The sequence below is a fragment of the Janibacter terrae NBRC 107853 genome (assembly GCF_001591405.1).
Taxonomy (GTDB): domain Bacteria; phylum Actinomycetota; class Actinomycetes; order Actinomycetales; family Dermatophilaceae; genus Janibacter; species Janibacter terrae.
In genome coordinates, this window is sequence record NZ_BCUV01000008.1 from 26,159 (window position 1) to 50,805 (window position 24,647).

Here is a 24,647-nt window from a genome sequence, read left to right on the forward strand (position 1 = left end):
TCCGAGGCCGCGCCGCGCCTAGGATGCGGACGTGGTGGTCATCGCGGTGTGCAGTCTCAAGGGCGGGGTCGGCAAGACGTCCGTGACCCTCGGGATGACCTCGGCCGCCCGTGAGGCCGGGCTGCGCACCCTCGTCGTCGACCTCGACCCGCAGGGGGACTCGACGGCCGGGCTCGACATCGAGGACGAGGTCACCTCGAGCAGCGCCCTGGTCATCGAGGAGCCGCGCCGTCGCAACCTGCGCGCCGCCACCCGGCGCAGTCACTGGAGCGAGGGCGCGGCGGCGCCGATCGACGTGGTCGTCGGCGGCCTGGACCTGGCCCGGCTCGACCGGACCGACCTCTCCAGCCGTGGGCTGACCTCCCTTCGCACCGTGCTCGACAAGGTCGACGACGAGTACGACCTCGTCATCGTCGACTGCCCCCCGTCGCTGGGTGGCCTGACGCGCATCGGCCTCGCCGCGGCCGACCGAGCCGTGATCGTCACCGAGCCCGGTGTCTTCGCGATCGCGGCCGCCGACCGGGCCCTGCGGGCCGTGCACGAGGTGCGCACCTCCCTCGCGCCGCGGCTGCAGCCGCTCGGCATCGTCATCAACCGCGTGCGCGCGCACATCGGCGAGCACCAGTACCGCGTCGAGGAGCTGACCTCGCTCTTCGGTCCTCTCGTGCTCTCCCAGCACATCCCCGAGCGCACGTCCGTGCAGCGCGCCCAGGGCGCCTACGCCCCGATCCACGCCTTCCGCGGCTCCGGGGCGCGTGAGGTCGCGGGGCTCTTCGACGGGATCCTGGCGCACGCCCTGCGTGCCGCTCGCCGCACCGCCGGGCGGTAGGTCGAGAAGGGACGCTGCTTCGGCCCCATCGGTGTGACTCGCGTCATATCGTGGCCTGCATGCCCGGCTGACGTCCGGGACCAAACTCTGGGAGGAAATTCATGCGACACACACGCATGGTCTCGGCCCTGGGCGCCTGCGCGCTCGGGCTGACCGGATTGGCGGCGACCACCACTGCCGCCGCTGCGCCCACCGTGGACAGTGGAGTGAGCTCGACCACGGGCCCCGCCAAGCACTACGTGGTCCTGGCGGACCGCGGCGGCAGCGCCAAGGCGCTCGCCGCCCGTCTCAAGGCGAAGGGAGCGAAGATCACCTCGGTCAACGAAGCCGTCGGCATGGTCACGCTCACCTCGACCGACACCCGGTTCGCGGCCAAGGCCCGTGGCATGAGCGGTGTCTTCGGCGCCGCGGACGAGGGCGTCGTCGGTCGCTCACCGCAGCCGAAGAAGAAGGACGGTGTCGAGCGCCCCGACCGGGTCAAGGCCAAGGGTGGGGCTACCAAGGCCGACGCCAAGGGCGGCCCGGACCCGCTCGACGACAAGCTGTGGGGCATGGACATGATCCAGGCGCCGCAGGCGCAGGCGATCGAGTCCGGCGACAACCGCGTCAAGGTCGGCATCATCGACACCGGCGTCGACGCGAGCCACCCGGACATCGCGCCGAACTTCGACCACAAGCTCTCGCGCAACTTCACCACAGACATGCCCGACGTCGACGGTCCCTGCGAGGTCGAGTCCTGTGTCGACCCGGCCGACGTCGACAACGGTGGCCACGGCACGCACGTCGCCGGCACCGTCGCGGCCGCGAAGAACGGCATCGGCGTCTCGGGCGTCGCCCCCGACGTCTCGATCGTCAACGCGCGTGCCGGCCAGGACTCGGGCTACTTCTTCGTCGGCCCGACCGTCAACGCCCTCACCTACTCGGCCGACGCAGGGCTCGACGTGGTCAACATGAGCTTCTACGTCGACCCGTGGGCGTACAACTGCGTGGGCGGTGCCCCGGAGGACACGCCGGAGGAGGCCGCCGAGCAGGACATGATCATCGAGTCGATGTCCCGGGCCCTGCGGTACGCGCACTCCAAGGACGTCACGATGGTCGGTGCCCTCGGCAACTCCGCGGAGGACCTGGCCAATGTCACCTTCGACGACTCCAGCCCCGACTACCCGGAGGGTGCCGCCCACCCGCGGACCATCGACAACGCGAGCTGCTACGACCTGCCGGTCGAGGGGCCCGAGGTCATCGGTGTCTCGGCCGTGGGCCCGTCGGAGCGCAAGTCCTACTACTCGAACTACACGACGGACCTGCAGTCCGGCGAGATCGAGGTCAGCGCCCCCGGTGGTGACTCCCGCGAGTACTTCGGGACCCCGGACTACCGCAGCCCGGCCAACCTGATCCTCTCCTCCGTCCCGGAGAACGTCGTGAAGTCCGAGGGCTCGGTCGACGAGGACGGCAACATCACGGAGTTCGGTGAGGGCTACGTCTTCAAGGACTGCGGCACGGTCAAGGGCAAGGAGGCCTGCGGGTACTACGAGTACTACCAGGGCACCTCGATGGCCTCACCGCACGCCGCGGGCGTCTCGGCGCTCATCGTCAGCCGCTACGGCAAGGTCGAGGGCAAGGAGGGCTTCGGTCTCGACGCGGACACCACCCGCGACATCCTGATGGGCTCGGCCCGCAACAAGGCCTGCCCGGAGCCGCGCACCTTCGTCTACCCGGGTCTGCCCGCCGCCTACACGGCGGAGTGCGTCGGTGACGAGGACTTCAACGGCTTCTACGGCGACGGCATCATCAATGCCTACGCCGCGGTCGCGCCGAAGAAGCGCTGACGCGCCACCACCGCAGGAGGGCCGGTCACCGCGAGGTGTCCGGCCCTTCGTGCGCCAACAGCTCGTACGCCTCGACCATCGCCGGGCCGTACCAGGTGAGCAGTCGGCCGCTGACGAGCCGGGTCGGTACCCGCTCGAAGGCCTCCGGGCCGTCCTCGGGCGTGAAGACGTAGGGCTCGTCGGGCAGGAGGACGAGGTCGACGTCCTCGCGGTCGATGTCCGCGAGCTCGACGTGCGGGTAGCGCTGCGACGGGTCTGCGTCCGGCCCCGCGCAGGCGTTGGTCCAGCCGAGCCTGCTGAGCAGGTCGGTCGTGTAGGTCCGGGGGCCGACGACCATCCACGGGTCGCGCCAGATCGGGACGACCACCCGACCGCGGTCGGCCGGCGGGGGAGCCGACCACACCTCGTCGGCGCGCTCGAGCCAGGCCGGCGCGGCGAGGTCGAGCGCCTCGGTGAAGAGACGGCGCATCGACGTGATCGCCTGCGGCACGGTCTCGATGTCGGTGACCCAGACGGTGGTCCCGCGCTCGCGGAGGCGGCGCACGTCGAGCTCGCGGTTCTCCTCCTTGTTGGCCACGACGAGGTCGGGGGAGAGCCCGGCGATCGCACGCAGGTCGGGGTTCTTCGTCCCGCGCACCCGCGCGACCGCGAGGTCGGTGGGGTACGTGCACCAGTCCGTCGCCCCGACGAGGCGCTCCGGGCAGGTCGCGGCGATCGCCTCGGTGAGGCTCGGCACGAGCGAGACGACCCGCTGCAGGGGCGAAGGGAGGTCGACCGGGGCGTCCAGGTCGTCGCGAGCGGTCATCGCCCCGCCAGGGCGAGGGCGAGCAGCTCGCTGAGCGCCATCGCCGAGATCGCCAGGGCCAGCGCGAAGGGGGCCCGGCCGTCACGTCGTCGGGAGGGCTCGACCGGCGCGGCGGCGTACCGCCGCCGGCCGAGCACGAAGGCTGCGCCCGCCAGCCCCAGGGTGGCGAGCATGATGACGAGCGCCGCGGGGCCGAGCTGACCGGAGGTGTGCCGGGCGATGATCGCCGCGCCGGCGGCGGCCGCGAGGGCGGTCCGCTGCCAGGCCAGCGCGGTGCGCTCCGGCTGGGCGCCGTGCGGCGCCGACCGCGCGAGCTCGCTCATCCCCGGCTCACCTCCCCGCCACGACGACGGTGAGCACGGCCGCCGCCACGAGGATGACGCCCGTGACGACGGCGGCCGCCACGCCGAGGGAGGGCAGGGGCTCGGCGCGGCGCATGGCGCGCTCGGCCATCGCCCACCGGAGGAAGGCCAGGACCGGGCAGAGCGCGCCGAGGACGAGCAGCATCGCCGCCAGCCCGCGCGTGATCGCCTCGGGCGCCCCGAGGTCGAGCACGTCGACGGCCACCCCCGCGGCGAGCAGCGCGAGCGTCGTGCGCAGCCATGCGAGGAAGGTCCGCTCGTTGGCGAGGGAGAAGCGGTAGTCCGGTTCCTCCCCTTCGCCGTACACCTGCGACGGCCAGCGATCAGTGCTCACACGTTGCGACGGTACTGCCCGCCGACCTCGAAGAAGGCGTCGGTCACCTGCTGCAGGCTGCACACGCGCGCGGCGTCCATCAGGACGTCGAAGACGTTGGCATCGGTGGTCGCCGCCTCCTTGAGGCGGGCGATCGCCTGCTCGGCCTCCTCGCGGTGCGTCTCCTGGTACGCGCGTACGCGCTGCAGCTGCGAGACCTTCTCGGACTCGGTGGCGCGGGCGAGCTCGATCTCGTCGGCCTCCCCCTTCGACCCGTCCTCGCGGAGGAAGGTGTTGACGCCGATGATCGGCAGCGTGCCGTCGTGCTTGCGGTGCTCGTAGAGCATCGACTCGTCCTGGATCCTGCCCCGCTGGTACCCGGTCTCCATGGCGCCGAGGACGCCACCGCGGTCGCTGATCCGGTCGAACTCGACGAGCACGGCCTCCTCGACGAGGTCGGTGAGCTCGTCCATGAGGTAGCTGCCCTGGAGGGGGTTCTCGTTGAAGGAGACGCCCCACTCGCGGCTGATGATCAGCTGGATCGCGAGCGCCCGGCGCACCGACTCCGTCGACGGGGTGGTGACGGCCTCGTCGTAGGCGTTGGTGTGCAGGCTGTTGGCGTTGTCGTAGAGCGCGTTGAGCGCCTGCAGCGTCGTGCGGATGTCGTTGAAGTCCATCTCCTGCGCGTGCAGCGACCGGCCGGAGGTCTGGATGTGGTACTTCAGCTTCTGGCTGCGCTCGTTGGCCCCGTACTTCTCCTTCATCGCCACGGCCCAGATGCGGCGGGCGACCCGGCCGAGGACCGCGTACTCCGGGTCCATGCCGGAGGAGAAGAAGAAGGACAGGTTGGGCGCGAAGTCGTTGATGTCCATGCCGCGCGCGAGGTAGGTCTCGACGTAGGTGAACCCGTTCGCGAGGGTGAAGGCGAGCTGGCTGATGGGGTTCGCCCCGGCCTCGGCGATGTGGTACCCGGAGATCGAGACCGAGTAGAAGTTGCGCACTTGCTGCTCGATGAACCACTCCTGGATGTCGGCCATCATCCGCAGCGAGAACTCGGTGGAGAAGAGGCAGGTGTTCTGCCCCTGGTCCTCCTTGAGGATGTCCGCCTGGACGGTGCCGCGGACGTTGTGCAGCGCGTGGGCGCGCAGCTCCTCGGCCTCGGCGGCGGAGGGCTCGCGGCCCTCGCGCTCGCGGAAGGCGTCGACCTGCTGGTCGATCGCGGTGTTGAGGAAGAAGGCGAGGACCGTCGGCGCGGGGCCGTTGATGGTCATCGACACGCTCGTCGAGGGGGAGAGCAGGTCGAAGCCCGAATACAGCGCCTTCATGTCCTCGAGGGTCGCGACGGAGACGCCGGAGGTGCCGACCTTGCCGTAGATGTCCGGGCGCTCGCCGGGGTCGCGACCGTAGAGGGTCACGGAGTCGAAGGCAGTCGACAGGCGCGTGGCGGGCTGCCCCTCGGAGAGCAGCTTGAACCGGCGGTTGGTGCGGAAGGGGTCGCCCTCGCCGGCGAACATGCGCGCCGGGTCCTCGTTGTCCCGCTTGAACGGGAAGACGCCGGCGGTGAAGGGGAAGCGGCCGGGGAGGTTCTCCCGGCGCCAGAAGCTCACGAGCTCGCCGTGGTCGGTGGTCCGGGGGAGCGCGACGCGGGAGATCTTGTTGCCCGACAGCGACTCCTTGAAAAGGCGTGTGCGCACAGGCTCTTTTCGTCCCCGGATCGTCACGACCTGCTCGTCGCCCGAGTAGGACTCGACGACGCTCGGCCAGGCCTCGATCTGCTCGCCGATCTCCGCGGGGAGGGTCGTGCGGGCGGCATCGAGCAGCTCGTCGACGCCGTGACCGTCCTTGCCGGCCGCGGTCAGCTCGTCGTCGACGAGCGCGAGCCGCTGCACGCGACGCGCGGTCTCGGCGAGCCGCGCGGTCTCGGCGTGGTACCCACGCACGGTCTCGGCGATCTCGGCGAGGTAGCGCACCCTGGTGGCGGGCACGAGCTGGTCGAAGCGGGTGGAGTACTTCGTCGCGACCGGTGCGAGCTGGCCCTCCTCGACGTGCAGCCCCTTGTCGGTGAGCAGGTCCCGGACGTGGTGGTACAGCGCGGTGACGCCGTCGTCGTTGAAGGTCGCGGCCGAGGTGCCGAAGACCGGCATGTCCTCGGGACGCTGGCCGAAGGCCTCGCGGTTGCGCACGAGCTGGCGCGCGACGTCACGCAGTGCGTCGGCCGCGCCACGGCGCTCGAACTTGTTGATCGCGACCACCTCGGCGAAGTCGAGCATGTCGATCTTCTCCAGCTGGCTGGCCGCGCCGAACTCCGGCGTCATGACGTACATCGGCACGTCGACGAAGGGGATGATCGCGGCGTCGCCCTGCCCGATGCCGGGCGTCTCCACGATGACGAGGTCGTAGCCGGCCGCCTTGATGATGTCGATGACGGTCTGCAGCGAGTCGGGGACCTCGCGGTCGCCGCGGGTGGCGAGCGAGCGGAAGAACACGGGGGAGGCGCCGGACGTGGACTCGCCGAGGGAGTTCATCCGGATCCGGTCGCCGAGGAGGGCACCGCCGCCCTTGCGGCGGGTCGGGTCGACCGCGATGACGGCGATGCGCAGCTTGTCCTGCTGGTCGACGCGGAAGCGGCGGACGAGCTCGTCGGTGAGCGAGGACTTGCCCGAGCCGCCGGTGCCGGTGAGACCGAGGACGGGGGCGGAGGATCGACGTGCCGCCTCCGCGATGCCGCCGAGGAAGGCCTCGTCGAGGTGGCCGAGCTCGGCGCCGGAGATGGCGCGGGCGACGGCGGCGCGCTCGCCGGCGAGGACCGGCTCGAGGGCGACGGGGCCCTCCTCCCACACGTCGGTGTCGCAGTCCCGGATGAGCGTGTTGATCATGCCGGGCAGGCCGAGCCGCTGGCCGTCCTCGGGGGAGAAGATGCGCACACCCGCCTCGCGCAACCGGTCGATCTCCTCGGGGACGATGACGCCGCCACCGCCGCCGAAGACCTTGACGTGACCCGCGCCCTGCTCGCGCAGCAGCTGCGTCAGGTACTCGAAGTACTCGACGTGCCCGCCCTGGTAGGACGAGACGGCGACGCCCTGGACGTCCTCGTCGATCGCCGCGTCGACGACCTCCTGGACGGAGCGGTTGTGACCGAGGTGGACGACCTCCGCCCCCTGGCTCTGCATGATCCGTCGCATGATGTTGATCGATGCGTCGTGCCCGTCGAAGAGCGCGGACGCGGTCACGAAACGGACCGGGTGGGTCGGGGAGTGCAGCTCGGGCGTGGCAGGCGCAGCCATCGGTGAGTCCTCGTCGTCGGGGAGCCGGTACGGACAAATACTAGGACATCCAAGTAAATGCCGAAACCCCCGCCCTCGCTCCCTGAGGAGCTTGCGCAGGCGGTCTGCCCCTCGCTCCCTGAGGAGCTCGCGCTCGCGGGCTTCCCCTCGCTCCCTGAGGAGCTTGCGCAGGCGGTCTGCCCCTCGCTCCCTGAGGAGCTTGCGCAGGCGGTCTGCCCCTCGCTCCCTGAGGAGCTTGCGCAGCAAGCGTCGCGAAGGGTCACTCCACGGTGTCGCCGTGCGCCGCGCGAAGGGAGCCGAGCAGCGCGGTCGCAGAACGCACCTCGTCCGCCGCGAGCCCCGGCGAGCGGAACACGCACGCGTTGAGGTCGGCGGTCGCGGCCTCGACGCGCTCCTCGCCGGCGCGGGTGAGCGAGGCGAGGACGACCCGTCGGTCGGTCTCGCGGCGCAGCCGCTCGACGAGCCCGTGCGCCTCGAGCCGCGCCACGGCACTCGTCACGCTCGTCGCATGCACCTGGAGGAGCGAGCCGAGGCGACTCATCGGCATGGACCGACGTCGGCTGAAGGCGAGCAGTCGCAGGATCTCGTACCGGGCGAAGCTCAGCTCGTGCGGGCGCAGGGCGGTCTCGATGCGCTCGACGAGCAGCTGGTTGGCCCGGGTGATCGAGGTGATCAGGGCCATGCCGTCGGCGGCGTCGTCCCACCCGTGGGCGACCCACTGGTCGTGGGCCGCGGCGATGGGGTCCCGGTCGGTCATGCAGGAGATCCTAGGACGTCCATGCAACCTCAGGAGGCCAGCCACCAGCCGAGGGAGACGAGGGCCAGGCCGAGGGCGAGGTTGAGGACGACGTCGGCGACCGCGTGGCGGGGGCGCCCGGAGCGGGCCGCCGAGGCGACCTCGACCGCGTGCGTGGCGAAGGTCGTGAAGGCCCCGCAGAACCCGATCCCCGCGAGAGGGAGCAACCAGCCGGAGGAGCCGCCGGAGGCATGCCCGGCGACGAGCCCGAGCAGGAGCGAACCGGTGGCGTTGACCGCGAGCACGCCTCCCGCGGGCGTCGCACCCCGGGCGCGAAGGGAGGTCATCACCAGGTGTCGGGACGCGGCCCCGAGGGCCGCGCCGAGCGCGACGAGCAGCGCGGTCACAGCTCCTCCTGGTCGATCGCGGTGTCGTCGACGAGCGGCGGTGTGTGCCAGAGCCGCTCGCCGATGACGAGCCCGGCGAGCGCCGCACCGACACCGAGCCCGAGGGTGAGCGCGAGGTAGCCGAGCAGGCCGCCGAGACCGTCGGTCGCGAGTGCGTGCCCGTCGAGCGCCAACGTCGAGTAAGTCGTCCAGCCGCCGAGCAGCCCGACGGCGACGAAGGGCCGCACGAGCGGGTGCCGCTGCGCCGCACCGAGCCACGCGACGAGCAGGCCGAGCGTGAGGGCGCCGGTGAGGTTGACGACCACCGTGCCCCACGGGGCTCCGGCCGCCGAGGAGACCGCCCAGCGCCCGAGCGAGCCGAGGACGCCGCCCGCGGCGACGGCGAGGAGGGTCCACCCTTCCCCCGGGGCCCGGCTCATGCCCGCTGGGTCTCGAGGAACTCCGCGATACGTCCGATCGCCTCGGTGAGGACGTCCTCGTCGGGCAGGGTCACCAGACGGAAGTGGTCGGTGTCCGGCCAGTTGAAGCCGGTGCCGTGGGTGACGAGGATCTTCTTGGCGCGCAGCAGCTCGATGACGAAGGCCTCGTCGTCGTCGATCCGGTAGACCTCCGGGTCGAGCCTCGGGAAGCAGTAGAGCGCGCCCCTCGGCTCGACGCAGCTGACGCCCGGGATCTCGTTGAGCAGGCGCGAGGCGAGCTTGATCTGGTCGTGGTACCGACCGCCGGGGACGATCAGCTCGTTGATCGACTGGTACCCGCCGAGCGCCGTCTGGATCGCGTGTTGGGCCGGCACGTTCGCGCACATCCGCATGTTGGCCAGGAGGGTGAGACCCTCCAGGAAGTCCGCCGCCAGGTGCTTCGGCCCCGAGATCATCACCCAGCCGGCGCGGTACCCGCAGACCCGGTAGGCCTTGGACAGGCCGGAGAAGGTCAGGCACAGCACGTCGTCGTCGGCGTACTCGGCGGCGTGGTGGTGGACGGCGTCGTCGAAGATGATCTTCTCGTAGATCTCGTCGGCCATGACGACGAGATCATGACGCCGCGCGATGTCGACGAGCCCGCGGACGATCTCCGGCGAGTAGACCGCACCCGTCGGGTTGTTGGGGTTGATGATGACGAGCGCGTGGGTGTTGTCGGTGATCTTGGACTCGATGTCCGCCAGGTCGGGGTTCCACCCGTTGCCCTCGTCGCACCGGTAGTGCACGGGCGTGCCGCCGGCGAGCGAGACGGCGCCGGTCCACAGCGGGTAGTCCGGTGCCGGGATGAGGATCTCGTTGCCGTTGTCGACGAAGGCCTGCAGCACCATCGAGATCAGCTCGGACACGCCGTTGCCGATGTAGACGTCCTCGACGGTCGTCTCCCGCAGCCCGCGCGACTGGTAGTACTGCGCCACCGCGGTGCGGGCCGAGTAGATCCCCTTGCTGTCGACGTAGCCCTGCGAGCCGGGCAGGTGCCGGGTCATGTCGGCGACGATCGCCTCGGGGGCCTCGAAGCCGAAGGGGGCGGTGTTGCCGATGTTGAGCTTGAGGATCTTGTGGCCCTCGGCCTCGAGGCGCTGGGCCTCGACGAGGATGGGGCCGCGCACGTCGTAACGCACGTCCTTCAGCTTGCGGCTCTGGCGGATCTGGCGCATGGCGTCAGTCTCTCAGGGAGAGGGGCCGATGCCCGGCAACGACCGGCCGACGGACCCGGCGGGCTACATCCCCGTCGTCGAGCGGGGGTAGGGGATCTGCGGGTCCGTGACGATGTTGACGAGGTACGGCACGCCGGCGGCGAAGGCCCGGTCGAGGGCCGGCCCGATCTGCGCCGGGTCCGTGACGAGCTCACCGGCACCGCCGAGCGCCGTGACCACCTGGTCGTAGCGGGTCCGGGGGGCGAGGTCGGTGGCGACGTCGTAGCCGTAGAGCATCTGCATCGGCTGCTTCTCCAGCCCCCACGCGCTGTTGTTGCCCATGACGATGACGACCGGGAGGTCGTGCCGCACGAGCGTGTCGACGTCCATGAGCGACAGGCCGGAGGCCCCGTCGCCGAGGAGCAGCACGACCTGGGACGAAGGGCGGGCCACCCGGGCCGCGATCGCCGCACCGAGGCCGGCGCCGAGGCAGCCGAAGGGGCCGGGGTCCAGCCACCCGCCCGGACGTTGCGGCTCGACGAACCGCCCGGCCCAGGAGACGAAGTCGCCGCCGTCGCCGATGACGACCGCGTCCTCCGCGAGGCGGGGGAGCAGCTCCCCGTAGATGCGGGCCGGGTGCGCGGGCGAGACCGCGCTCGTCAGCAGCTCCCGGTCCCGGCTCGCGCGGCCGGCGGCCTCCTCGGCGAGCCGGTCCGTCCAGGCCGTCCAGTCCGCGTGGCCGCGTGCCGTGACCGCGGCGAGCAGGGCGTCGAGGACGAGCGTGAGGTCACCGGAGGCGCTCGCCGCCGGCTCCGCGTGCGAGCTGACCTGCCCGAGGGAGTCGGCGATGTGCACGACCTGCGCGTCCGCTCCTCCGAGGCCGCCGAACTGCCCGTAGGCGAGCCGGAAGTCGAGCGGTGTGCCGACGACGACCGCGAGGTCGCACTCGCCGACAGCGGTCCTGCGCGCCCTGCCGACGAGCAGCGGGTGCCCGCCGGGGAGGATGCCACGGCCCATGCCGTTGGTCAGGGTCGGCAGGCCGAGCTCCTCGACGAGGCGCAGCGCCGACTCCTCCGCGCCGTCGCTCCACACGTCGGTGCCGAGGACGAGCAGCGGACGTTCGGCGCGGGCCACGAGCCCGGCGACGGCGTCGACGTCACCGCTCGTCGGCTGCTGGGGCAGGGGCGCGCTCGCCTCGACCGGCGCCCCCTCGGCGTCGCCGAAGAGCTCGTCCATCGGGATGTCGAGGAAGACCGGGCCCCGGTGCGGCGCCGCCGCGAGGTGGAAGGCCTCGTCGACCTCGTCGGCGATCTCGTCGACCGAGCCGACCGTCGCCGCGCGCTTGGTGACCGGCCCGAGCAGGCGGGGGTGGTCGAGCTCCTGGAGCGCCCCCCTTCCCCACGAGAAGGATGCCGCCCGGCCGCCGAGGACGACGAGGGGGGAGCCCGAGAAGTGCGCCTGGGTGATGGCGCTGATCCCGTTGGTGACGCCGGGGCCGGCGGTGAGCACTGCCAGGCCGGGTGTGCGGGTCAGCTTGCCCATCGCCTCGGCCGCGAAGACCGCGGTCTGCTCGTGGCGCACGTCGAGCAGGCGCATCGGCGGCTCGGCGCGGACCGCGCCGTCGTAGAACGGGAACACGTGGGCGCCCGTGAGCGTGAACATCGTGCTCACCCCGTGCGCCGCCGCGGCGGAGACGGCGCACGCGCCGCCGCTGACCTCGTCGAAGTGCTCCATGCGCCCCTAGGTTACTCTTCGGTAGGTCCGTAGGGTGGCGGGGTGAGCACCGACCCTTCGCACACCGTGTGGGACGACGAGGAGGCCGCCCGGGAGGCGGCCATCGCCGAGGAGCACCTCGCCGAGGACGAAGGGGAGGCCCCTCCCGTCGACGACGCGGACTGAGCGCCGACCGGGACTGTCCAGTGAGACGAGACGCCGTCTCACCTCGTGGCCTGTGATCATCGTCCCCATCCCAGACCCACGGGTGGCGTGGGGGCCTGTCGTAGGTTGCCCACCAACCACACCCACACCCCTGACCAGGAGTGACGATGCGACTTGGCGTGCCCAAGGAGTCGAAGCGCGGAGAAACCCGCGTCGCGGCGACCCCCAGAACGGTCGAGCAGCTGATCAAGCTCGGATACGACGTCGTCGTCGAGCCCGGTGCCGGTGAGGCCTCCGCCTACCCGGACCAGGCCTACCTCGACGCCGGAGCCACCCTCGAGCCCGCCGAGCAGGTGTGGGCCAGCGACGTCGTCGCCAAGATCAACGCGCCCTCCGACGAAGAGGTGCCGCGCCTGCGGTCCGGGGCGATCCTCGCCTCCCTGCTCGCGCCGGCGCTCAACCCCGACAAGGTCGAGGCGCTGCGCGCCCAGGGCGTCACCGCGCTGGCGATGGACGCCGTGCCGCGCATCTCGCGCGCGCAGTCGCTCGACGTGCTCTCCTCGATGGCCAACATCGCGGGCTACCGCGCGGTCGTCGAGTCCGCGCACGAGTTCGGTGGCCTCTTCACCGGACAGGTGACGGCCGCGGGCAAGGTCCCGCCGGCCAAGGTCCTCGTCTGCGGGGCCGGCGTCGCCGGCCTGGCGGCGATCGGTGCCGCCGGTTCGCTCGGTGCGATCGTGCGCGCCTTCGACGTGCGCCCCGAGGTCGCCGAGCAGGTCGAGTCGATGGGCGCCGAGTTCCTCCGGATCGACGTCCAGCAGGAGGTCTCGAGCGACGGCTACGCCAAGGAGACCGGCGAGGACTTCAACCGCAAGGCCGCCAAGCTGTACGCGGAGCAGGCCAAGGACGTCGACATCATCATCACGACGGCCCTCATCCCCGGCCGGCCGGCGCCGCGCCTCATCACCGAGGAGATGGTCGCCTCGATGAAGCCGGGCTCGGTCATCATCGACATGGCGGCCGGCTCCGGCGGCAACGTCGCCGGGTCCGTCGCGGACGAGCGTGTCGTCACCGAGGGCGGCGTGCGGATCATCGGCTACACCGACCTCGCGGGCCGCCTGCCCACGCAGGCCAGCCAGCTCTTCGGCACCAACATCGTCAACCTGCTCAAGCTGCTGACCCCGGACAAGGACGGTCGGCCCGTCCTCGACATGGAGGACACCGTCGTGCGCGGCATGACGGTCACCCGGGCCGAGGAGACCCTCTGGCCGCCGCCGCCCGTGCAGGTCTCCGCGGCTCAGAGCGCCCCGGCCGCCGCGGCACAGGTCGAGCCCGAGCCCGCGAAGCCCGTCGACCCCAACCGCAAGTTCTGGCTCATCGGCGGGGCAGCGGTGGTCTTCCTCGTCCTCGCCGCCTTCATGCCGGCCGCCTTCCTGTCGCACTTCATCGTCTTCGCGCTCGCGGTCGTCATCGGCTTCTACGTCATCGGGCACGTGCACCACGCGCTGCACACGCCGCTGATGTCGGTGACCAACGCGATCTCCGGGATCATCGTCGTCGGGGCCCTGCTGCAGGTCACCTCGTCGAACCTGACGATCCAGGTCGTCGCAGCCGCCGCCATCTTCTTCGCCAGCATCAACGTCTTCGGTGGCTTCACCGTGACGAACCGGATGCTCAACATGTTCCGGAAGGGCTGAGTCGTGCTGTCCACCGTCGTCACCGCCGCCTACATCGTCGCGGCGCTCCTCTTCATCCTGTCCCTGGCCGGCCTGAGCAGGCACGAGTCGGCCAAGCACGGCAACTGGTTCGGCATGGCCGGCATGGCCATCGCCCTCCTCGCCACCATCGCCCTCGTCATCGACGGGGTCTACGGCGACGGCGAGGCCACCGACGCCGGCAAGTGGGGCCTGGGCGTCCTCGTCGTCACGATGGCCCTCGGCGGGCTCATCGGTGTGCGCATCGCCCGCCGGGTCGAGATGACCGGCATGCCCGAGCTCATCGCGATGATGCACTCCTTCGTCGGCCTGGCCGCCGTGCTCGTCGGCTACAACACCTTCTTCGCGTCGCACGGTGACGGCGCCGAGGCGGTCGCCGAGCACAAGCGGCTCGAGGCGATCGACATGGTCGGCATCCACAACGGCGAGGTCTTCGTCGGCGTTTTCATCGGCGCAGTGACCTTCACCGGATCGATCGTCGCCTACCTCAAGCTCAGCGCGAAGATGAAGTCCTCGCCGCTCGTGCTCCCCGCGCGGCACTGGCTCAACCTGCTCGCCGTGCTCGTCTCCGTCGCCCTGTGCGTCTGGTTCGTCGTCTCCCCTTCGCTCCTGCCGCTGGCGATCATGACGGTCATCGCGCTGCTCTTCGGCTGGCACCTCGTCGCCTCCATCGGCGGCGGCGACATGCCGGTCGTCGTCTCGATGCTCAACAGCTACTCGGGCTGGGCCGCGGCCGCCGCGGGCTTCATGCTCTCCAACGACCTGCTCATCGTCACCGGTGCGCTCGTCGGCTCCTCCGGTGCCTTCCTGAGCTACATCATGTGCAAGGCGATGAACCGCTCCTTCGTCTCCGTCATCGCCGGTGGCTTCGGCTCCGACGGCCAGGTCACGGGCGAGGACAAGGACTACGGCGAGCACCGCGAGATCCAGGCCGATGCCGTCGCCGAGCTGCTCCTCGAGGCCTCGTCGGTGGTCATCGCCCCGGGCTACGGCATGGCCGTCGCGCAGGCGCAGTACCCGGTCGCCGACCTCACCGCCCAGCTGCGGGCGAAGGGGGTGGACGTCCGGTTCGGCATCCACCCGGTCGCCGGCCGCCTCCCGGGCCACATGAACGTCCTCCTCGCCGAGGCGAAGGTGCCCTACGACGTCGTGCTCGAGATGGACGAGATCAACGACGACTTCCCGGAGACGGACGTCGTCCTGGTCATCGGCGCCAACGACACGGTCAACCCGGCCGCGGCCGAGGACCCGACGAGCCCGATCGCCGGCATGCCGGTGCTCGAGGTGTGGAACGCCAAGGACGTCATCGTCTTCAAGCGCTCGATGGCCACGGGGTACGCGGGCGTCCAGAACCCGCTGTTCTTCCGGGACAACACCCAGATGCTCTTCGGCGACGCCAAGGACCGGGTCGGCGACATCCTCAAGGCCCTCTGAGGTCCTCTGGGCCACCGCACCACCGCGAAGGGCGGCGCTCACCCCATGGGGTGGGCGCCGCCCTTCGTCGTCCCCGGACCCCACATTCCCCTAGGGCAATGCGCACCTGAACCCGCATTCCCCTAGGTGTAACTGGGCATGACCTTGGTGACACGGGTCTTGGCGCGGCTGGCTGGGGGTTGGTCCCCGATGGCGCTGTGTGGGCGATGGTAGTTGTAGTGGGTCACCCAGATCTGTAGCTGTCGTCGGCGGGCTTCTTCGGAGGGGTAGGCGTCGGCGTAGAGGACCTCGCGGGCCATGGTCTGCTGGTAGCGCTCGACCTTGCCGTTGTGCTTGGGCGTGTAGGGCTTGATCCGCTTGTGTTTCGAGGCGAAGGAGAGCACCGAGCGGGTGAAGTTCTTGGCGCGGTAACAGGACCCGTTGTCGGTGACGATGCGGGTGATGCGGGTGATGCCGTGCGCGGCGAAGAAGACCCGGGCGCGGGCCAGGAACGCGATCGCGGTCGCGGCGCTCTCGTCGTCGTGGGCCTCGGTGTAGACCATCCGGGTGAAGCCGTCCACGGCCGAGTGCAGGTAGGTGTAGCCCACCTTGGCGCCGCGGTGGTGTCCTCGCAGGCCGCGGGCCCGGTCAGCGTCCGAGCCGCGGCCGTGGACGCGCCACCCGCCCCCGGGCGGGATGCGTCCGACCTTCTTCACGTCCAGGTGGATCATGTGCCCGGGGTAGCGCGCGATGATCTTGCCGGCGGGCTGCTGGCGCAGGGGCTGCCCGTCGACGTCCAGGTCCCGCAGCCGGTTCAAGCCCTCGCGGCGCAGGATCCGGGCGATGGTGCACACCGCCACATTCGTGCCCTCATCGGCCAGCGCCAGATGGATGCGCCGCGCGGACCACTTACGGCGCCGCAGCTCGATGATCCGCTCGACCACCGGTTCGGCAGTCGCGCTCGGGGAGCGTTGTGGCCGGCTGGAGCGGTCGTGCAGCCCTTCCTCGCCGTGCTCGCGGTAGCGGGCTACCCATTTGGACAGGCACTGGCGTGAGATCGCGGCCTCGGCTGCGACGTGCGCGATCGGCCGCGGGCCGGCCTCATCATTGGCCTGACCCAGCACTCGCTCGATCAGACGTAGGCGACCACCAGGGGTCATCGGGGCATTAGCGTGGGACACAGGGCAGGTTCCTTTGGCTGGCTCGTGATGAACGGCTTTGACACCCTCATCCTGTCGCCACGGGGACCTGCCCGCCCTGTTACGCCCCTCCTCGTGTCACCAACCTCATGCCCCGCAACACCTAGGGCAATGCAGAGGTGCGTGGGCGCGTGACGGGTGGAGCCGCCCGCTCGCCGCAGCCAGCCTCGTCAGCGCCGTCGTCTCCGGGGCCGCGCTCGTGTGGCTGCTCCTCACCGAGCAGCTGCTCACGGATCTGCCGCGAGAACTCGAAGCGACCTTCGGCTGGGACGCGGGCTGGAGCATCTCGATCCCGGCGGTGGCGGTCGGCATCGTCGTCATCACCGGCTGGGAGGCGTTCACGGCGGTGCGCCGCATGCGCGACACCGGCCGCGTCGAGCCGGTCGGCGCCCGCACCGACGGTCAGTAGGCGTCGGGGTCGTACGGGGGGAGCTCTCCGGTGTCGGCGTCGTGCTCACGGTGCTCGAGGTCGCGGCTGCGGTAGATGGAGCTGTCGAGGCGGGGCGGGGGCCCGTAGACCGCCGGGTCGGGCACCGGACCGCCCCCGACGTACACGCCGTCGACGATCCCCAGGCGCGTCGCGTAGTCCGCCGAGGTCTCCCAGGCCGGCTCGTCGTCGCGGGGGGCGCCCCCTTCGTCATCGTCGTCGATCGGACCCATGCCGAAGACCACCGAGCAGATCGCCCGGTAGTTGTCGTCCGGGTCGGGCACGAAGCGGATGCTCGAGAGGGCCTGGTCCTGCCCGGCGCTCTCGAGGACGAAGGTGCCGTATCCGAGGATGCGGCCGAGCAGCGGGCGCTCGTAGCCCATGTCGGTGACCTTCTTGAGCGGCATCATCGAGACCTTGTGGTTGATCCAGCCCTCGAAGAGCACGATCCGCTTGTCGGTCGCGACGACCCGCGTGTGGCGCCACTCGATCCACTGCCACGCGGCCCAGGCAACCACGCCGAACCACAGCAGCCACACGTAGCCGAGGATGCCGGCGTCGGCGTCGCTCACCGAGATGTCGAGCCAGAGACAGAGCGCGAGCGAGGCGAGCACGGCCACGGCGGGCTTGAGCAGGACGATGCGGTGGTGCCGGATCTCGGCCACCGGGGTCTCGCCGGGGAGGAGGTACTTGCGCAGCCCTCGGTGGGCGACCTCCGCGGCCATCGTTACCTCGCGATGAGGGAGTCGAAGAAGCGCCCGATGTTGCGCACGCCGTTGGCGATCACGTCCCAGGCGGAGCCGACGATGTTGGCCGCGTCGCTCGGCGAGGTGAGAATCGCGTAGAGGAGGAAGATCGTGAGCAGCCACAGGACGATCTTCTTGATCGGCGGCGTGTTCATCTCGCGTGCTCCTCCGTCATCTGCGGGCTGGGGTCGGCCCGGGGCGGGCGTGGGACGGGCTCAAGTGTTGCAGATGTGACGGGTGTGGCGTCCGACATTCCTCCCGGCGCGCCGGAGCCGGCGGACGAAGGGGGATCAGACGACCCCGTAGAGCCGGTCGCCGGCGTCCCCGAGCCCCGGGATGATGTAGCCGTCCTCGTTGAGCCGCTCGTCGACGGCCGCGGTGACGAGCGTGACCGGCACGTCGAGGCTCGCGAGCTGGCCCTCGAGCGCCGCGATGCCCTCGGGGGCGGCCAGCAGGGTGACGGCGGTGATGTCGTCGGCGCCGCGCTCGACGAGGTACTGGATCGACATCGCGAGCGTGCCGCCGGTGGCGAGCATCGGGTCGAGCACGTAGCACTGGCGGCCGGACAGGTCGTCGGGGAGCCGGTTGGCGTAGGTGACCGCCTCCAGCGTCTCCTCGTTGCGCAGCATGCCGAGGAACCCGACCTCGGCCGTCGGCAGCAGGCGCACCATGCCCTCGAGCATCCCGAGGCCGGCGCGCAGGATCGGCACGACGAGCGGCTTGGGCGTCGAGAGCCTGATCCCGGTGGTCGGGGCGACGGGCGTGACGATGTCGAAGGGCTCGACCCGCACCTCGCGCGTGGCCTCGTAGGCCAGGAGGGTGACGAGCTCGTCCGCGAGACGACGGAAGGTCGGGCTGTCGGTGTCCTTGTGCCTCAGGTAGGTCAGCTTGTGGGCGATGAGCGGGTGGTCCGCGACGATGACGCGCATGCCCGTGAAACTACCGTGCGGGAGACTGGGCCCGTGAGTCACGACCCCGCCCGTCCCCAGCGCCCCGCCGAGGAGACGTGGATGGCGCGCGCCCTCGAGCTCGCCGCGCAGGCGGCGGCGGACGGCGACGTCCCCGTGGGCGCGGTCGTCGTCGACGCGGACGGCGTCGTCATCGGGGAGGGGAGGAACACCCGGGAGCGCGACGGCGACCCCACCGGGCACGCGGAGGTCCTCGCGATGCGCGCCGCGGCCGAGGCGAAGGGGGAGTGGCGCCTCACGGGGTGCACGCTCGTCGTGACGCTCGAGCCCTGCCCGATGTGTGCCGGCGCGATCGTGCTCACCCGGCTCCCGCGCGTGGTCCTCGGCGCCTGGGACCCCAAGATGGGCGCGTGCGGGTCGGTGTGGGACATCGTCCGTGACCGTCGCTCGGTCCACCGCGCCGAGGTCGTCGGCGGGGTGCGCGAAGGGGAGGCCGCGCAGCTGCTCGTCGACTTCTTCGAGCGGCGTCGGGAGGACGTTGGCCCGGACGTGGGCTGATGTTCACATCGCTCTGGCACACATGACGAGACCAGATCGTCCTTCCCCGAGGAGCCCCCGTGCGTCCTGTCCGCCTGCTCGCCGCGCCCGCCGTCGTCGCGCTCGTCGCCACCGCCCCCTTCGCCTCCGCGTCCACCGCGGCGCCCGCCGAGACCGGCTACTCGTTCGCCGTCATCGGTGACGTGCCCTACGGCGCCGACCAGGTCGCCGCCTTCCCGTCGTGGATCGAGCAGATCGACGCCGACCGGCAGGTGCACTTCACCGTGCACGTCGGGGACATCAAGAACGGCTCGAGCCGGTGCGACGATGCCTACCTCGAGGGGATCCGCGACCGCTTCGAGTCCTTCGACCGCCCGCTCGTCTACAGCCCGGGCGACAACGAGTGGACCGACTGCCACCGCGTGAACAACGGCGCCTACGACCCGCTCGAGCGCCTCGGCCTGATCCGCGAGCTCTTCTACCCCGAGGCGGGCCGCACCCTCGGCGAGCAGGAGATGAGGGTGCAGGACGACGCGGCAGCAGGCTTCCCGGAGAACGTCACCTGGCGCAGGGCCGGGGTCTCCATGGCTGCCGTGCACGTGGTCGGGAGCAACAACGGCCTCGAGCCGTGGACCGGCCTCGGCAGGACCGAGCCCACCCAGGAGCAGGTCGCGGAGGAGGAGGCCCGCATGGACTCCAGCACCGCGACGATGCGCGCCAGCTTCGACTCCGCGAAGAGGCACCGTGACGGAGCCGTGACGGTCTTCCTCCAGGCAGACATGTTCGACCCCTCGTACCAGCCGACGTGGCACGTGGACGCCTTCACCCCCTTCGTCAGGGCGCTCGCCGAGGAGTCCCGCGACTTCGACGGCAATGTCTACCTCGTCAACGGGGACAGCCACGCATACAACGACGACCGTCCGCTGGCGACCGGGTCCTCGTGGCTCGACGTCTACGGGGTCGACGCACCGGCGGACAACCTCAGGCGCGTCACGGTCGACGGGTCGAACAACAACACCGACTGGCTCAAGACGACGGTGCGCCGCCACGCCGGCGAGACGACGCTGTCGTGGCAGCAGGTGCCCTACGGCTCGTGAGGGTCGGGCCCCGGATTTCGGGCCGTGGGCACGTGCGCTGTATTGTGCTCCGCGGTGGCGTGTCCGAGCGGCCTAAGGAGAACGCCTCGAAAGCGTTTGTCGGTTGACGCCGACCGTGGGTTCAAATCCCACCGCCACCGCTCTAGGCCGAGGCCCTGGAACCCTGACGTGTCAGCGGTTCCGGGGCCTCTGTCATGTCTGCCGTCCCCCGTGCTGGACCCCCATGTCGAACACCAGCCGCGCCGGCACCTGACCGGCCAGCACCTCCTCGAAGCAGTCGTTGACGTCCTCGAGCCGACGGCGCTGGGTCACCACCCGGGTCAGCCCACGGGCGTGGAGGTCGAAGCACGTCGCCAGGTCGTTGCGTGTCCCGACCAGCGATCCGATGACCGAGATCCCCTTGAGCACCGTCTCGAACACCGGCAGCTCGAGCCGGTTGTCAGCCGGCAGCCCCACGATCACGAGTCGGCCCCGGGGGTTGAGTGCGGCGTGGGCGGCGTGCATCGCCGCGGGGGAGGGCACGGTCACCAAGGCGATGTCGACGCCGCCGAGGGCCGCCAGCTCCGACTCCTGGTCACCGCGCGCGTCGACCACGTGGTCGGCGCCGAGCTCCTGGGCGAGCTGCAGCTTGTCGTCATGCACGTCGACCGCGACGGTGCGCGTGCCGAAGATCCGCGCGTACTGCAGGCCGAGGTGGCCCAGGCCGCCGACGCCGACGACCATCGTGGTCTCGCCGGGCTGGGGGTGTGCGACCTTGAGCGCCTTGTACGTCGTCACGCCGGCGCAGGTCAGCGGAGCGGCGTCGATGGGCGCGACCCCGTCCGGCACGGGCACGACGTGGCTCGCCCAGGCGACGGCGTACTCCGCGTAGCTGCCGTCCATGGTGTAGCCCATGTACGAGGGGCTGGTGCAGTAGGTCTCCCAGCCGTCGACGCAGTAGCGGCAGTGACCGCACGCGTGGCCCAGCCAGGGCAGCGCGACCCGCTGCCCGACCGGGACCGGCAGGTCTCCCTCGCCGACGGCCTCGACGATCCCGACACCCTCGTGCCCGGGGACGAGGAGCTCCTTGGGCTTGACCGGCCACTCACCGCGCGCGGCGTGGATGTCGGTGTGGCAGAGCCCGCAGGTCTCGATGCGTACGAGCACCTGACCGGGACCGGCCGTCGGGATCGGGACATCGCGGATCTCCAGCGGTGCGCCGAGCGTGGGGACGACAGCAGCCTTCATGGTTTCCTCCTGATGGTTGGACGGGGGTATCCGGTCGGGGACGTCGAGGTGGTCATCGCTGGCGACTTCCGTTCGTGATGGGTCGAGCCGCGCAGCCACAGGACCAGGGGGACGAGGGTCGCTGCAGCGAGGACGACGAAGACCACGACGCCGCCCTGGGTCGCCACGGCGGAGGTCGGATCGGCTCGGTGCCCGAACCACTGGTCGGCTGCCACGCCGATCGCCTCGATCAGCCAGAAGACCAGCCCGGCCCCGGCGAGGAAGAGGCCGGAAGGTCGGCGCTGCCAGAGCAGCACGGCCACGATCGCCAGCGCGGGCAGCCAGACCGCGAGGTCCTGGACGTAGATGGGGTTGGTGGTCAGGCCGGTCCCGTCCAGGAAGCCCGGCGGGTCCTGCCCCAGGTCGGGCACGATGAACCGCAACCAGGCCAGCGCGTTGAGCGCGACCACCGTCAGGATGAACGCGGCGATGCCGCGCGCCGGCAACCGGCTGTCCGGCAGCAGGAGCGGGCGGGGGTCGAGCAGCGCGCTGACCAGGGACCACAGCGACAGCCCGAGCAGGGCGACGTAGGCCAGGAACAGCTCGTTGAACGGGGTGGCGTAGACCAGCAGGGTGGCGTTGTAGGTGAGGTAGGCGAGCGACCCGATGAGGACCGCCCGTCCCCGGACCGAGCCCCGGGTCGAGGTCACCATGCCGAGCCCGAGCACGGGGAGCGCCAGCGCGAACATGGTGAGCGCGGTGCCGCGCGCCGATCCGTTCATCACCGCCGTCCCGTTGAGGATCCCGTCCACGAAGAACGTCGGGACGGCCGCGATCACCACCAGCGCCGCCACGGCGGCGCAGAGCCGCTGTGTCCGGCGGCTCACCTCCTCGGTGGACCGTCGGACGTCGTCGGCCGGCGTCATCGCCACGATCCCTCCTCCTCGCCGAGGTCGGCCGAAGGGGGGAGTGCCGGTGTCCACGCCACGACGAGCACGCCCGTCACGAGGTAGACCACCTGCAGGACGTGGAACCCTCGGATCGAGGCGACCTCTCCGACGATCCAGATCACCATGATGGTCCCGGCGAGGATGCTGGCGAGGTGCAAACCGTCGCTGCGCTTGGCCAGTGCGACGGCCGCGACCAGCGAGCTGCCTCCGACGATGGCCAGCAGGATCACGCCCGGGAAGTAGTTGCTGGGGAAGTCGGTGTCCCGGAGCCAGGACGTCTGCTCGGGGATCCAGTCGGTCATCAGTGCGAGCCCCCCGCCCGCGGCCGTGAGGCCGTTGAACAGCAGCAACCCGAGGAGGATCTTGTCCTTGCGGTTCATCGCGCCCTCGTCTCCGGTGTGGGTGGGCTCGGTGGCGTCCCCAACGGTCGGTGATCACGCTATGCAGCGACGAGGCCTCGGGGCAGGGCCGAAGGTCCTCGGCACCGCAGGCGGGTGCAGTCGGGGCTTTCGCCCTCTGGTGGGTCGTGGCTGCGGGGCGTGTACTGGACGAACGAGCCAGTGCGCGATCGACCAGGAGGTGACGGCGATGCACGCCATCGAGGTGCAGGGTCTGCACAAGCACTACGGGGAGACCCACGCGGTCGACGGGCTGTCGTTCTGCGTCGAACCGGGGGAGGTCTTCGCCCTGGTGGGACCCAACGGTGCGGGCAAGACCACGACCGTGGAGATCCTGGAGGGCCACCGTCGTCGCACCTCCGGCCGGGTCGAGGTGCTGGGCTTCGACCCCGAGACCGGCGGTCGCGACTACCGGGAGCGGATCGGCATCGTGCTGCAGGACGCTGGGGTCGATGAGGACTTCACGCCACGCGAGCTCGTGAGGCTGTACTCCGGCATGTATCCGCGTCAGCTGCCGGTCGAGGGCGTGATCGACCTGGTCGGGCTCACCGACAAGGCGGACGCGAAGGTCAAGAGCCTCTCGGGGGGTCAGCGGCGGAGGCTGGACCTGGCGCTCGGGCTGGTCGGAGATCCGGAGCTGTTGTTCCTCGACGAGCCGACCACGGGGTTCGACCCCTCAGCGCGCCGTCGAGCCTGGGAGCTGGTGGAGAACCTGCGGGGGCTGGGCAAGACCGTGCTGCTCACCACGCACTACATGGACGAGGCCGAGCACCTGGCCGACCGGGTCGGGGTCGTGGTCGCCGGACGGCTGATCGCTCTCGGTGCCCCCGCGGAGATCGGCGGTGAGGCTCGAGCGCGCTCGACGATCACGTTCCGGCTGCCTGCCGGGGTGGCGGAGTCCGAGCTGCCCGACGTGGGTGCGCCGTTGCGGCCCCAGGGCGGGGACTGGCAGCTGCGCAGCGCCCAGCCCACGCAGGTGCTGGAGAGACTGCTCGGCTGGTCGCGCTCGCGCGGTGTCACCCTCGCGGGGCTGACCGTCGAGCGACCCTCCCTCGAGGATGTCTACCTCGAGCTGATCGAGGACGCCGGCGCCATGGCTGTCCCGCCGCACCCGGTGGGGGTCCCGTGATGTCCGTCCTGACCGCGGGTCGACCCTCGGTGGCTCGGCTGCTGCTGGACCAGCTGGACTACGGGATACGGGATCTGTGGCGCACGCGGATCGCGTTCATCTTCACGTTCCTGTTCCCACTCATCTTCCTGGTCGTCATCGGCGCCATGGTCGGCAACACCAGGGTCAGCGCCGACTCGACCGTGCGGGTCATGCAGTTCGTGACCCCCTCGGCTGCGGTGATGGGTGCCCTGTACGGCGCCTACCCCACGGTGGCCGCGTCCCTGGCCGATGCCCGCGAAAGAGCGGTGCTCAAGCGCGTGCACGGCACGCCGCTGCCCGGCTGGGTGTACCTGGCGGGGCGGATCGGCGCCGCGGTGCTCTTCGCGCTCGGCTCGCTGACGTTGATGCTGGTCGTCGGTGTCATCGCCTACGACGTGCAGGTCCAGTGGCACACGATGCCGGCCACCGTGGTGACGGTGCTGGTCGCCGTGACCTGCTTCGCCTCCGCCGGTGTCGCGGTCGCCGGACTGGCCCGTTCCGCTGCGGTCGCCCAGGCAGCATCCATCGCGACCGCAGTGGTCCTGTCCTGGGTCTCCGGGGTGATGGGGTACGGCGACATGCCGAGCTGGGCGGACCGGATCGCGCAGGTCTTTCCCCTCAAGCCCTTCAACGACGCCCTCGCCGACCAGTTCGACCCGTTCACCACCGGCAACGGCTGGGACCTCGGCGCACTGGCCGTCATGGCGGCCTGGACCGCCGGTGCCGTCGCTGTCGCCGCGCTGACCTTCCACTGGAGCCCCGTGCCCGCGAGGCGAGCGCGGAGACGCCGGATCGAGGCGGCGCACGCCGGGCCGGAGCCGGCCCCGGTCCCCGGGCCCGGCGCCGGGC

At 71.0% G+C, this 24,647-nt stretch carries 26 protein-coding genes and 1 tRNA gene; 11 read left to right on the top strand and 16 right to left on the bottom strand.

The annotated features are described in order from the left end of the window. Nucleotides 1-31 precede the first annotated feature (31 nt). Together JT1_RS16500 and JT1_RS16505 are read left to right on the top strand one after the other, a co-directional pair. Nucleotides 32-829 (top strand): ParA family protein, encoded by a 798-nt coding sequence (locus JT1_RS16500; protein WP_068329492.1) that lies wholly within the window; start codon nucleotides 32-34, stop codon nucleotides 827-829. 101 nt (nucleotides 830-930) lie between these two features. Continuing rightward, complete coding sequence (locus tag JT1_RS16505; RefSeq protein WP_169702080.1) at nucleotides 931-2,655, top strand: S8 family serine peptidase; 1,725 nt, start codon at nucleotides 931-933, stop codon at nucleotides 2,653-2,655. Nucleotides 2,656-2,680: 25 nt separating this feature from the next. Here the strand turns inward: JT1_RS16505 and JT1_RS16510 are convergent, their stop codons facing one another. The 9 genes from JT1_RS16510 to JT1_RS16550 form a co-directional block, all read right to left on the bottom strand. Then, nucleotides 2,681-3,460, bottom strand: coding sequence for a helical backbone metal receptor (locus JT1_RS16510; RefSeq protein WP_068329497.1), 780 nt, complete (start codon nucleotides 3,458-3,460; stop codon nucleotides 2,681-2,683). Then, nucleotides 3,457-3,783 (bottom strand): DUF202 domain-containing protein, encoded by a 327-nt coding sequence (locus tag JT1_RS16515; RefSeq protein ID WP_068329504.1) that lies wholly within the window; start codon nucleotides 3,781-3,783, stop codon nucleotides 3,457-3,459. The genes JT1_RS16510 and JT1_RS16515 overlap by 4 nt, the downstream gene beginning before the upstream one ends. A gap of 7 nt (nucleotides 3,784-3,790) precedes the next feature. Next, on the bottom strand, nucleotides 3,791-4,156 hold the full coding sequence (locus tag JT1_RS16520) for a YidH family protein (RefSeq protein WP_068329507.1): 366 nt from the start codon (nucleotides 4,154-4,156) through the stop codon (nucleotides 3,791-3,793). Then, the gene (gene icmF / locus JT1_RS16525) at nucleotides 4,153-7,419 is read right to left on the bottom strand and encodes a fused isobutyryl-CoA mutase/GTPase IcmF (RefSeq protein ID WP_068329510.1); all 3,267 of its coding nucleotides are present in this window, start codon (nucleotides 7,417-7,419) and stop codon (nucleotides 4,153-4,155) included. Before icmF ends, JT1_RS16520 begins: the two co-directional genes overlap by 4 nt. Before the next feature lie 259 nt (nucleotides 7,420-7,678). Continuing rightward, nucleotides 7,679-8,176 carry a MarR family winged helix-turn-helix transcriptional regulator gene (locus JT1_RS16530; protein ID WP_068329513.1) on the bottom strand — a complete coding sequence of 166 codons (498 nt, stop codon included), beginning with the start codon at nucleotides 8,174-8,176 and terminating at the stop codon, nucleotides 7,679-7,681. A 29-nt stretch (nucleotides 8,177-8,205) separates the two neighbouring features. Beyond that, complete coding sequence (locus tag JT1_RS16535; RefSeq protein ID WP_068329516.1) at nucleotides 8,206-8,562, bottom strand: fluoride efflux transporter FluC; 357 nt, start codon at nucleotides 8,560-8,562, stop codon at nucleotides 8,206-8,208. Continuing rightward, a complete protein-coding gene (locus JT1_RS16540) occupies nucleotides 8,559-8,981 on the bottom strand; it encodes a fluoride efflux transporter FluC (protein WP_068329519.1) in 423 nt (140 codons plus the stop codon). Before JT1_RS16540 ends, JT1_RS16535 begins: the two co-directional genes overlap by 4 nt. Beyond that, on the bottom strand, nucleotides 8,978-10,195 hold the full coding sequence (locus JT1_RS16545) for a pyridoxal phosphate-dependent aminotransferase (RefSeq protein ID WP_068329523.1): 1,218 nt from the start codon (nucleotides 10,193-10,195) through the stop codon (nucleotides 8,978-8,980). The genes JT1_RS16540 and JT1_RS16545 overlap by 4 nt, the downstream gene beginning before the upstream one ends. A 63-nt stretch (nucleotides 10,196-10,258) precedes the next feature. Next, complete coding sequence (locus JT1_RS16550) at nucleotides 10,259-11,908, bottom strand: acetolactate synthase (protein WP_068329526.1); 1,650 nt, start codon at nucleotides 11,906-11,908, stop codon at nucleotides 10,259-10,261. Nucleotides 11,909-11,950: 42 nt separating this feature from the next. On the opposite strand from JT1_RS16550, the gene JT1_RS19020 reads away from it, so the two are divergent. From JT1_RS19020 to pntB, 3 genes are all read left to right on the top strand, one after another. Further along, nucleotides 11,951-12,073, top strand: a complete 123-nt coding sequence (locus JT1_RS19020; RefSeq protein ID WP_255218353.1) for a hypothetical protein — start codon at nucleotides 11,951-11,953, stop codon at nucleotides 12,071-12,073. A 146-nt stretch (nucleotides 12,074-12,219) separates the two neighbouring features. Continuing rightward, a complete protein-coding gene (locus JT1_RS16555) occupies nucleotides 12,220-13,749 on the top strand; it encodes a Re/Si-specific NAD(P)(+) transhydrogenase subunit alpha (protein ID WP_068329543.1) in 1,530 nt (509 codons plus the stop codon). A 3-nt stretch (nucleotides 13,750-13,752) separates the two neighbouring features. After that, nucleotides 13,753-15,201: a Re/Si-specific NAD(P)(+) transhydrogenase subunit beta gene (gene pntB / locus JT1_RS16560; protein ID WP_068329545.1), complete on the top strand. Its 1,449-nt coding sequence runs from the start codon at nucleotides 13,753-13,755 to the stop codon at nucleotides 15,199-15,201. A 122-nt stretch (nucleotides 15,202-15,323) separates the two neighbouring features. Here the strand turns inward: pntB and JT1_RS16565 are convergent, their stop codons facing one another. Continuing rightward, the gene (locus JT1_RS16565; protein ID WP_068321680.1) at nucleotides 15,324-16,361 is read right to left on the bottom strand and encodes an IS481 family transposase; all 1,038 of its coding nucleotides are present in this window, start codon (nucleotides 16,359-16,361) and stop codon (nucleotides 15,324-15,326) included. Nucleotides 16,362-16,578: 217 nt separating this feature from the next. Between JT1_RS16565 and JT1_RS16570 the strand changes: the two genes are divergently transcribed. Continuing rightward, the gene (locus JT1_RS16570; RefSeq protein WP_068329547.1) at nucleotides 16,579-16,788 is read left to right on the top strand and encodes a hypothetical protein; all 210 of its coding nucleotides are present in this window, start codon (nucleotides 16,579-16,581) and stop codon (nucleotides 16,786-16,788) included. Here JT1_RS16570 and JT1_RS18625 read toward each other — a convergent pair. The 3 genes from JT1_RS18625 to upp form a co-directional block, all read right to left on the bottom strand. Then, nucleotides 16,782-17,531 carry a PH domain-containing protein gene (locus JT1_RS18625; protein WP_068329550.1) on the bottom strand — a complete coding sequence of 250 codons (750 nt, stop codon included), beginning with the start codon at nucleotides 17,529-17,531 and terminating at the stop codon, nucleotides 16,782-16,784. The two genes, JT1_RS16570 and JT1_RS18625, sit on opposite strands and share 7 nt — an antisense overlap. A gap of 2 nt (nucleotides 17,532-17,533) precedes the next feature. Then, nucleotides 17,534-17,707 (bottom strand): hypothetical protein, encoded by a 174-nt coding sequence (locus JT1_RS18500; protein WP_169702081.1) that lies wholly within the window; start codon nucleotides 17,705-17,707, stop codon nucleotides 17,534-17,536. Nucleotides 17,708-17,842: 135 nt separating this feature from the next. Next, a complete protein-coding gene (gene upp, locus JT1_RS16580; RefSeq protein WP_068329555.1) occupies nucleotides 17,843-18,481 on the bottom strand; it encodes a uracil phosphoribosyltransferase in 639 nt (212 codons plus the stop codon). 81 nt (nucleotides 18,482-18,562) lie between these two features. On the opposite strand from upp, the gene JT1_RS16585 reads away from it, so the two are divergent. The 3 genes from JT1_RS16585 (at nucleotide 18,563) to JT1_RS16595 (ending at nucleotide 20,234) form a co-directional block, all read left to right on the top strand. Next, nucleotides 18,563-19,018, top strand: coding sequence for a nucleoside deaminase (locus tag JT1_RS16585; protein ID WP_068329558.1), 456 nt, complete (start codon nucleotides 18,563-18,565; stop codon nucleotides 19,016-19,018). A 59-nt stretch (nucleotides 19,019-19,077) separates the two neighbouring features. Then, a complete protein-coding gene (locus tag JT1_RS16590) occupies nucleotides 19,078-20,094 on the top strand; it encodes a hypothetical protein (protein ID WP_068329562.1) in 1,017 nt (338 codons plus the stop codon). A gap of 53 nt (nucleotides 20,095-20,147) precedes the next feature. After that, a tRNA-Ser gene (locus tag JT1_RS16595) sits at nucleotides 20,148-20,234 on the top strand. Nucleotides 20,235-20,286: 52 nt separating this feature from the next. Here JT1_RS16595 and JT1_RS16600 read toward each other — a convergent pair. The 3 genes from JT1_RS16600 to JT1_RS16610 are packed head-to-tail and all read right to left on the bottom strand — an operon-like array spanning nucleotide 20,287 to nucleotide 22,630. Then, nucleotides 20,287-21,321, bottom strand: a complete 1,035-nt coding sequence (locus JT1_RS16600; RefSeq protein WP_068329564.1) for a zinc-dependent alcohol dehydrogenase — start codon at nucleotides 21,319-21,321, stop codon at nucleotides 20,287-20,289. Continuing rightward, nucleotides 21,318-22,232 (bottom strand): hypothetical protein, encoded by a 915-nt coding sequence (locus JT1_RS16605; protein WP_068329566.1) that lies wholly within the window; start codon nucleotides 22,230-22,232, stop codon nucleotides 21,318-21,320. Before JT1_RS16605 ends, JT1_RS16600 begins: the two co-directional genes overlap by 4 nt. Continuing rightward, the gene (locus JT1_RS16610) at nucleotides 22,223-22,630 is read right to left on the bottom strand and encodes a hypothetical protein (protein WP_068329568.1); all 408 of its coding nucleotides are present in this window, start codon (nucleotides 22,628-22,630) and stop codon (nucleotides 22,223-22,225) included. The genes JT1_RS16605 and JT1_RS16610 overlap by 10 nt, the downstream gene beginning before the upstream one ends. Nucleotides 22,631-22,838: 208 nt before the next feature. On the opposite strand from JT1_RS16610, the gene JT1_RS16615 reads away from it, so the two are divergent. Both JT1_RS16615 and JT1_RS16620 read left to right on the top strand, forming a co-directional pair. After that, complete coding sequence (locus JT1_RS16615) at nucleotides 22,839-23,777, top strand: ABC transporter ATP-binding protein (protein ID WP_068329584.1); 939 nt, start codon at nucleotides 22,839-22,841, stop codon at nucleotides 23,775-23,777. Continuing rightward, on the top strand, nucleotides 23,777-24,647 hold an 871-nt coding region (locus JT1_RS16620), incomplete at its 3' end, for an ABC transporter permease (RefSeq protein WP_169702082.1). The genes JT1_RS16615 and JT1_RS16620, both read left to right, overlap by 1 nt.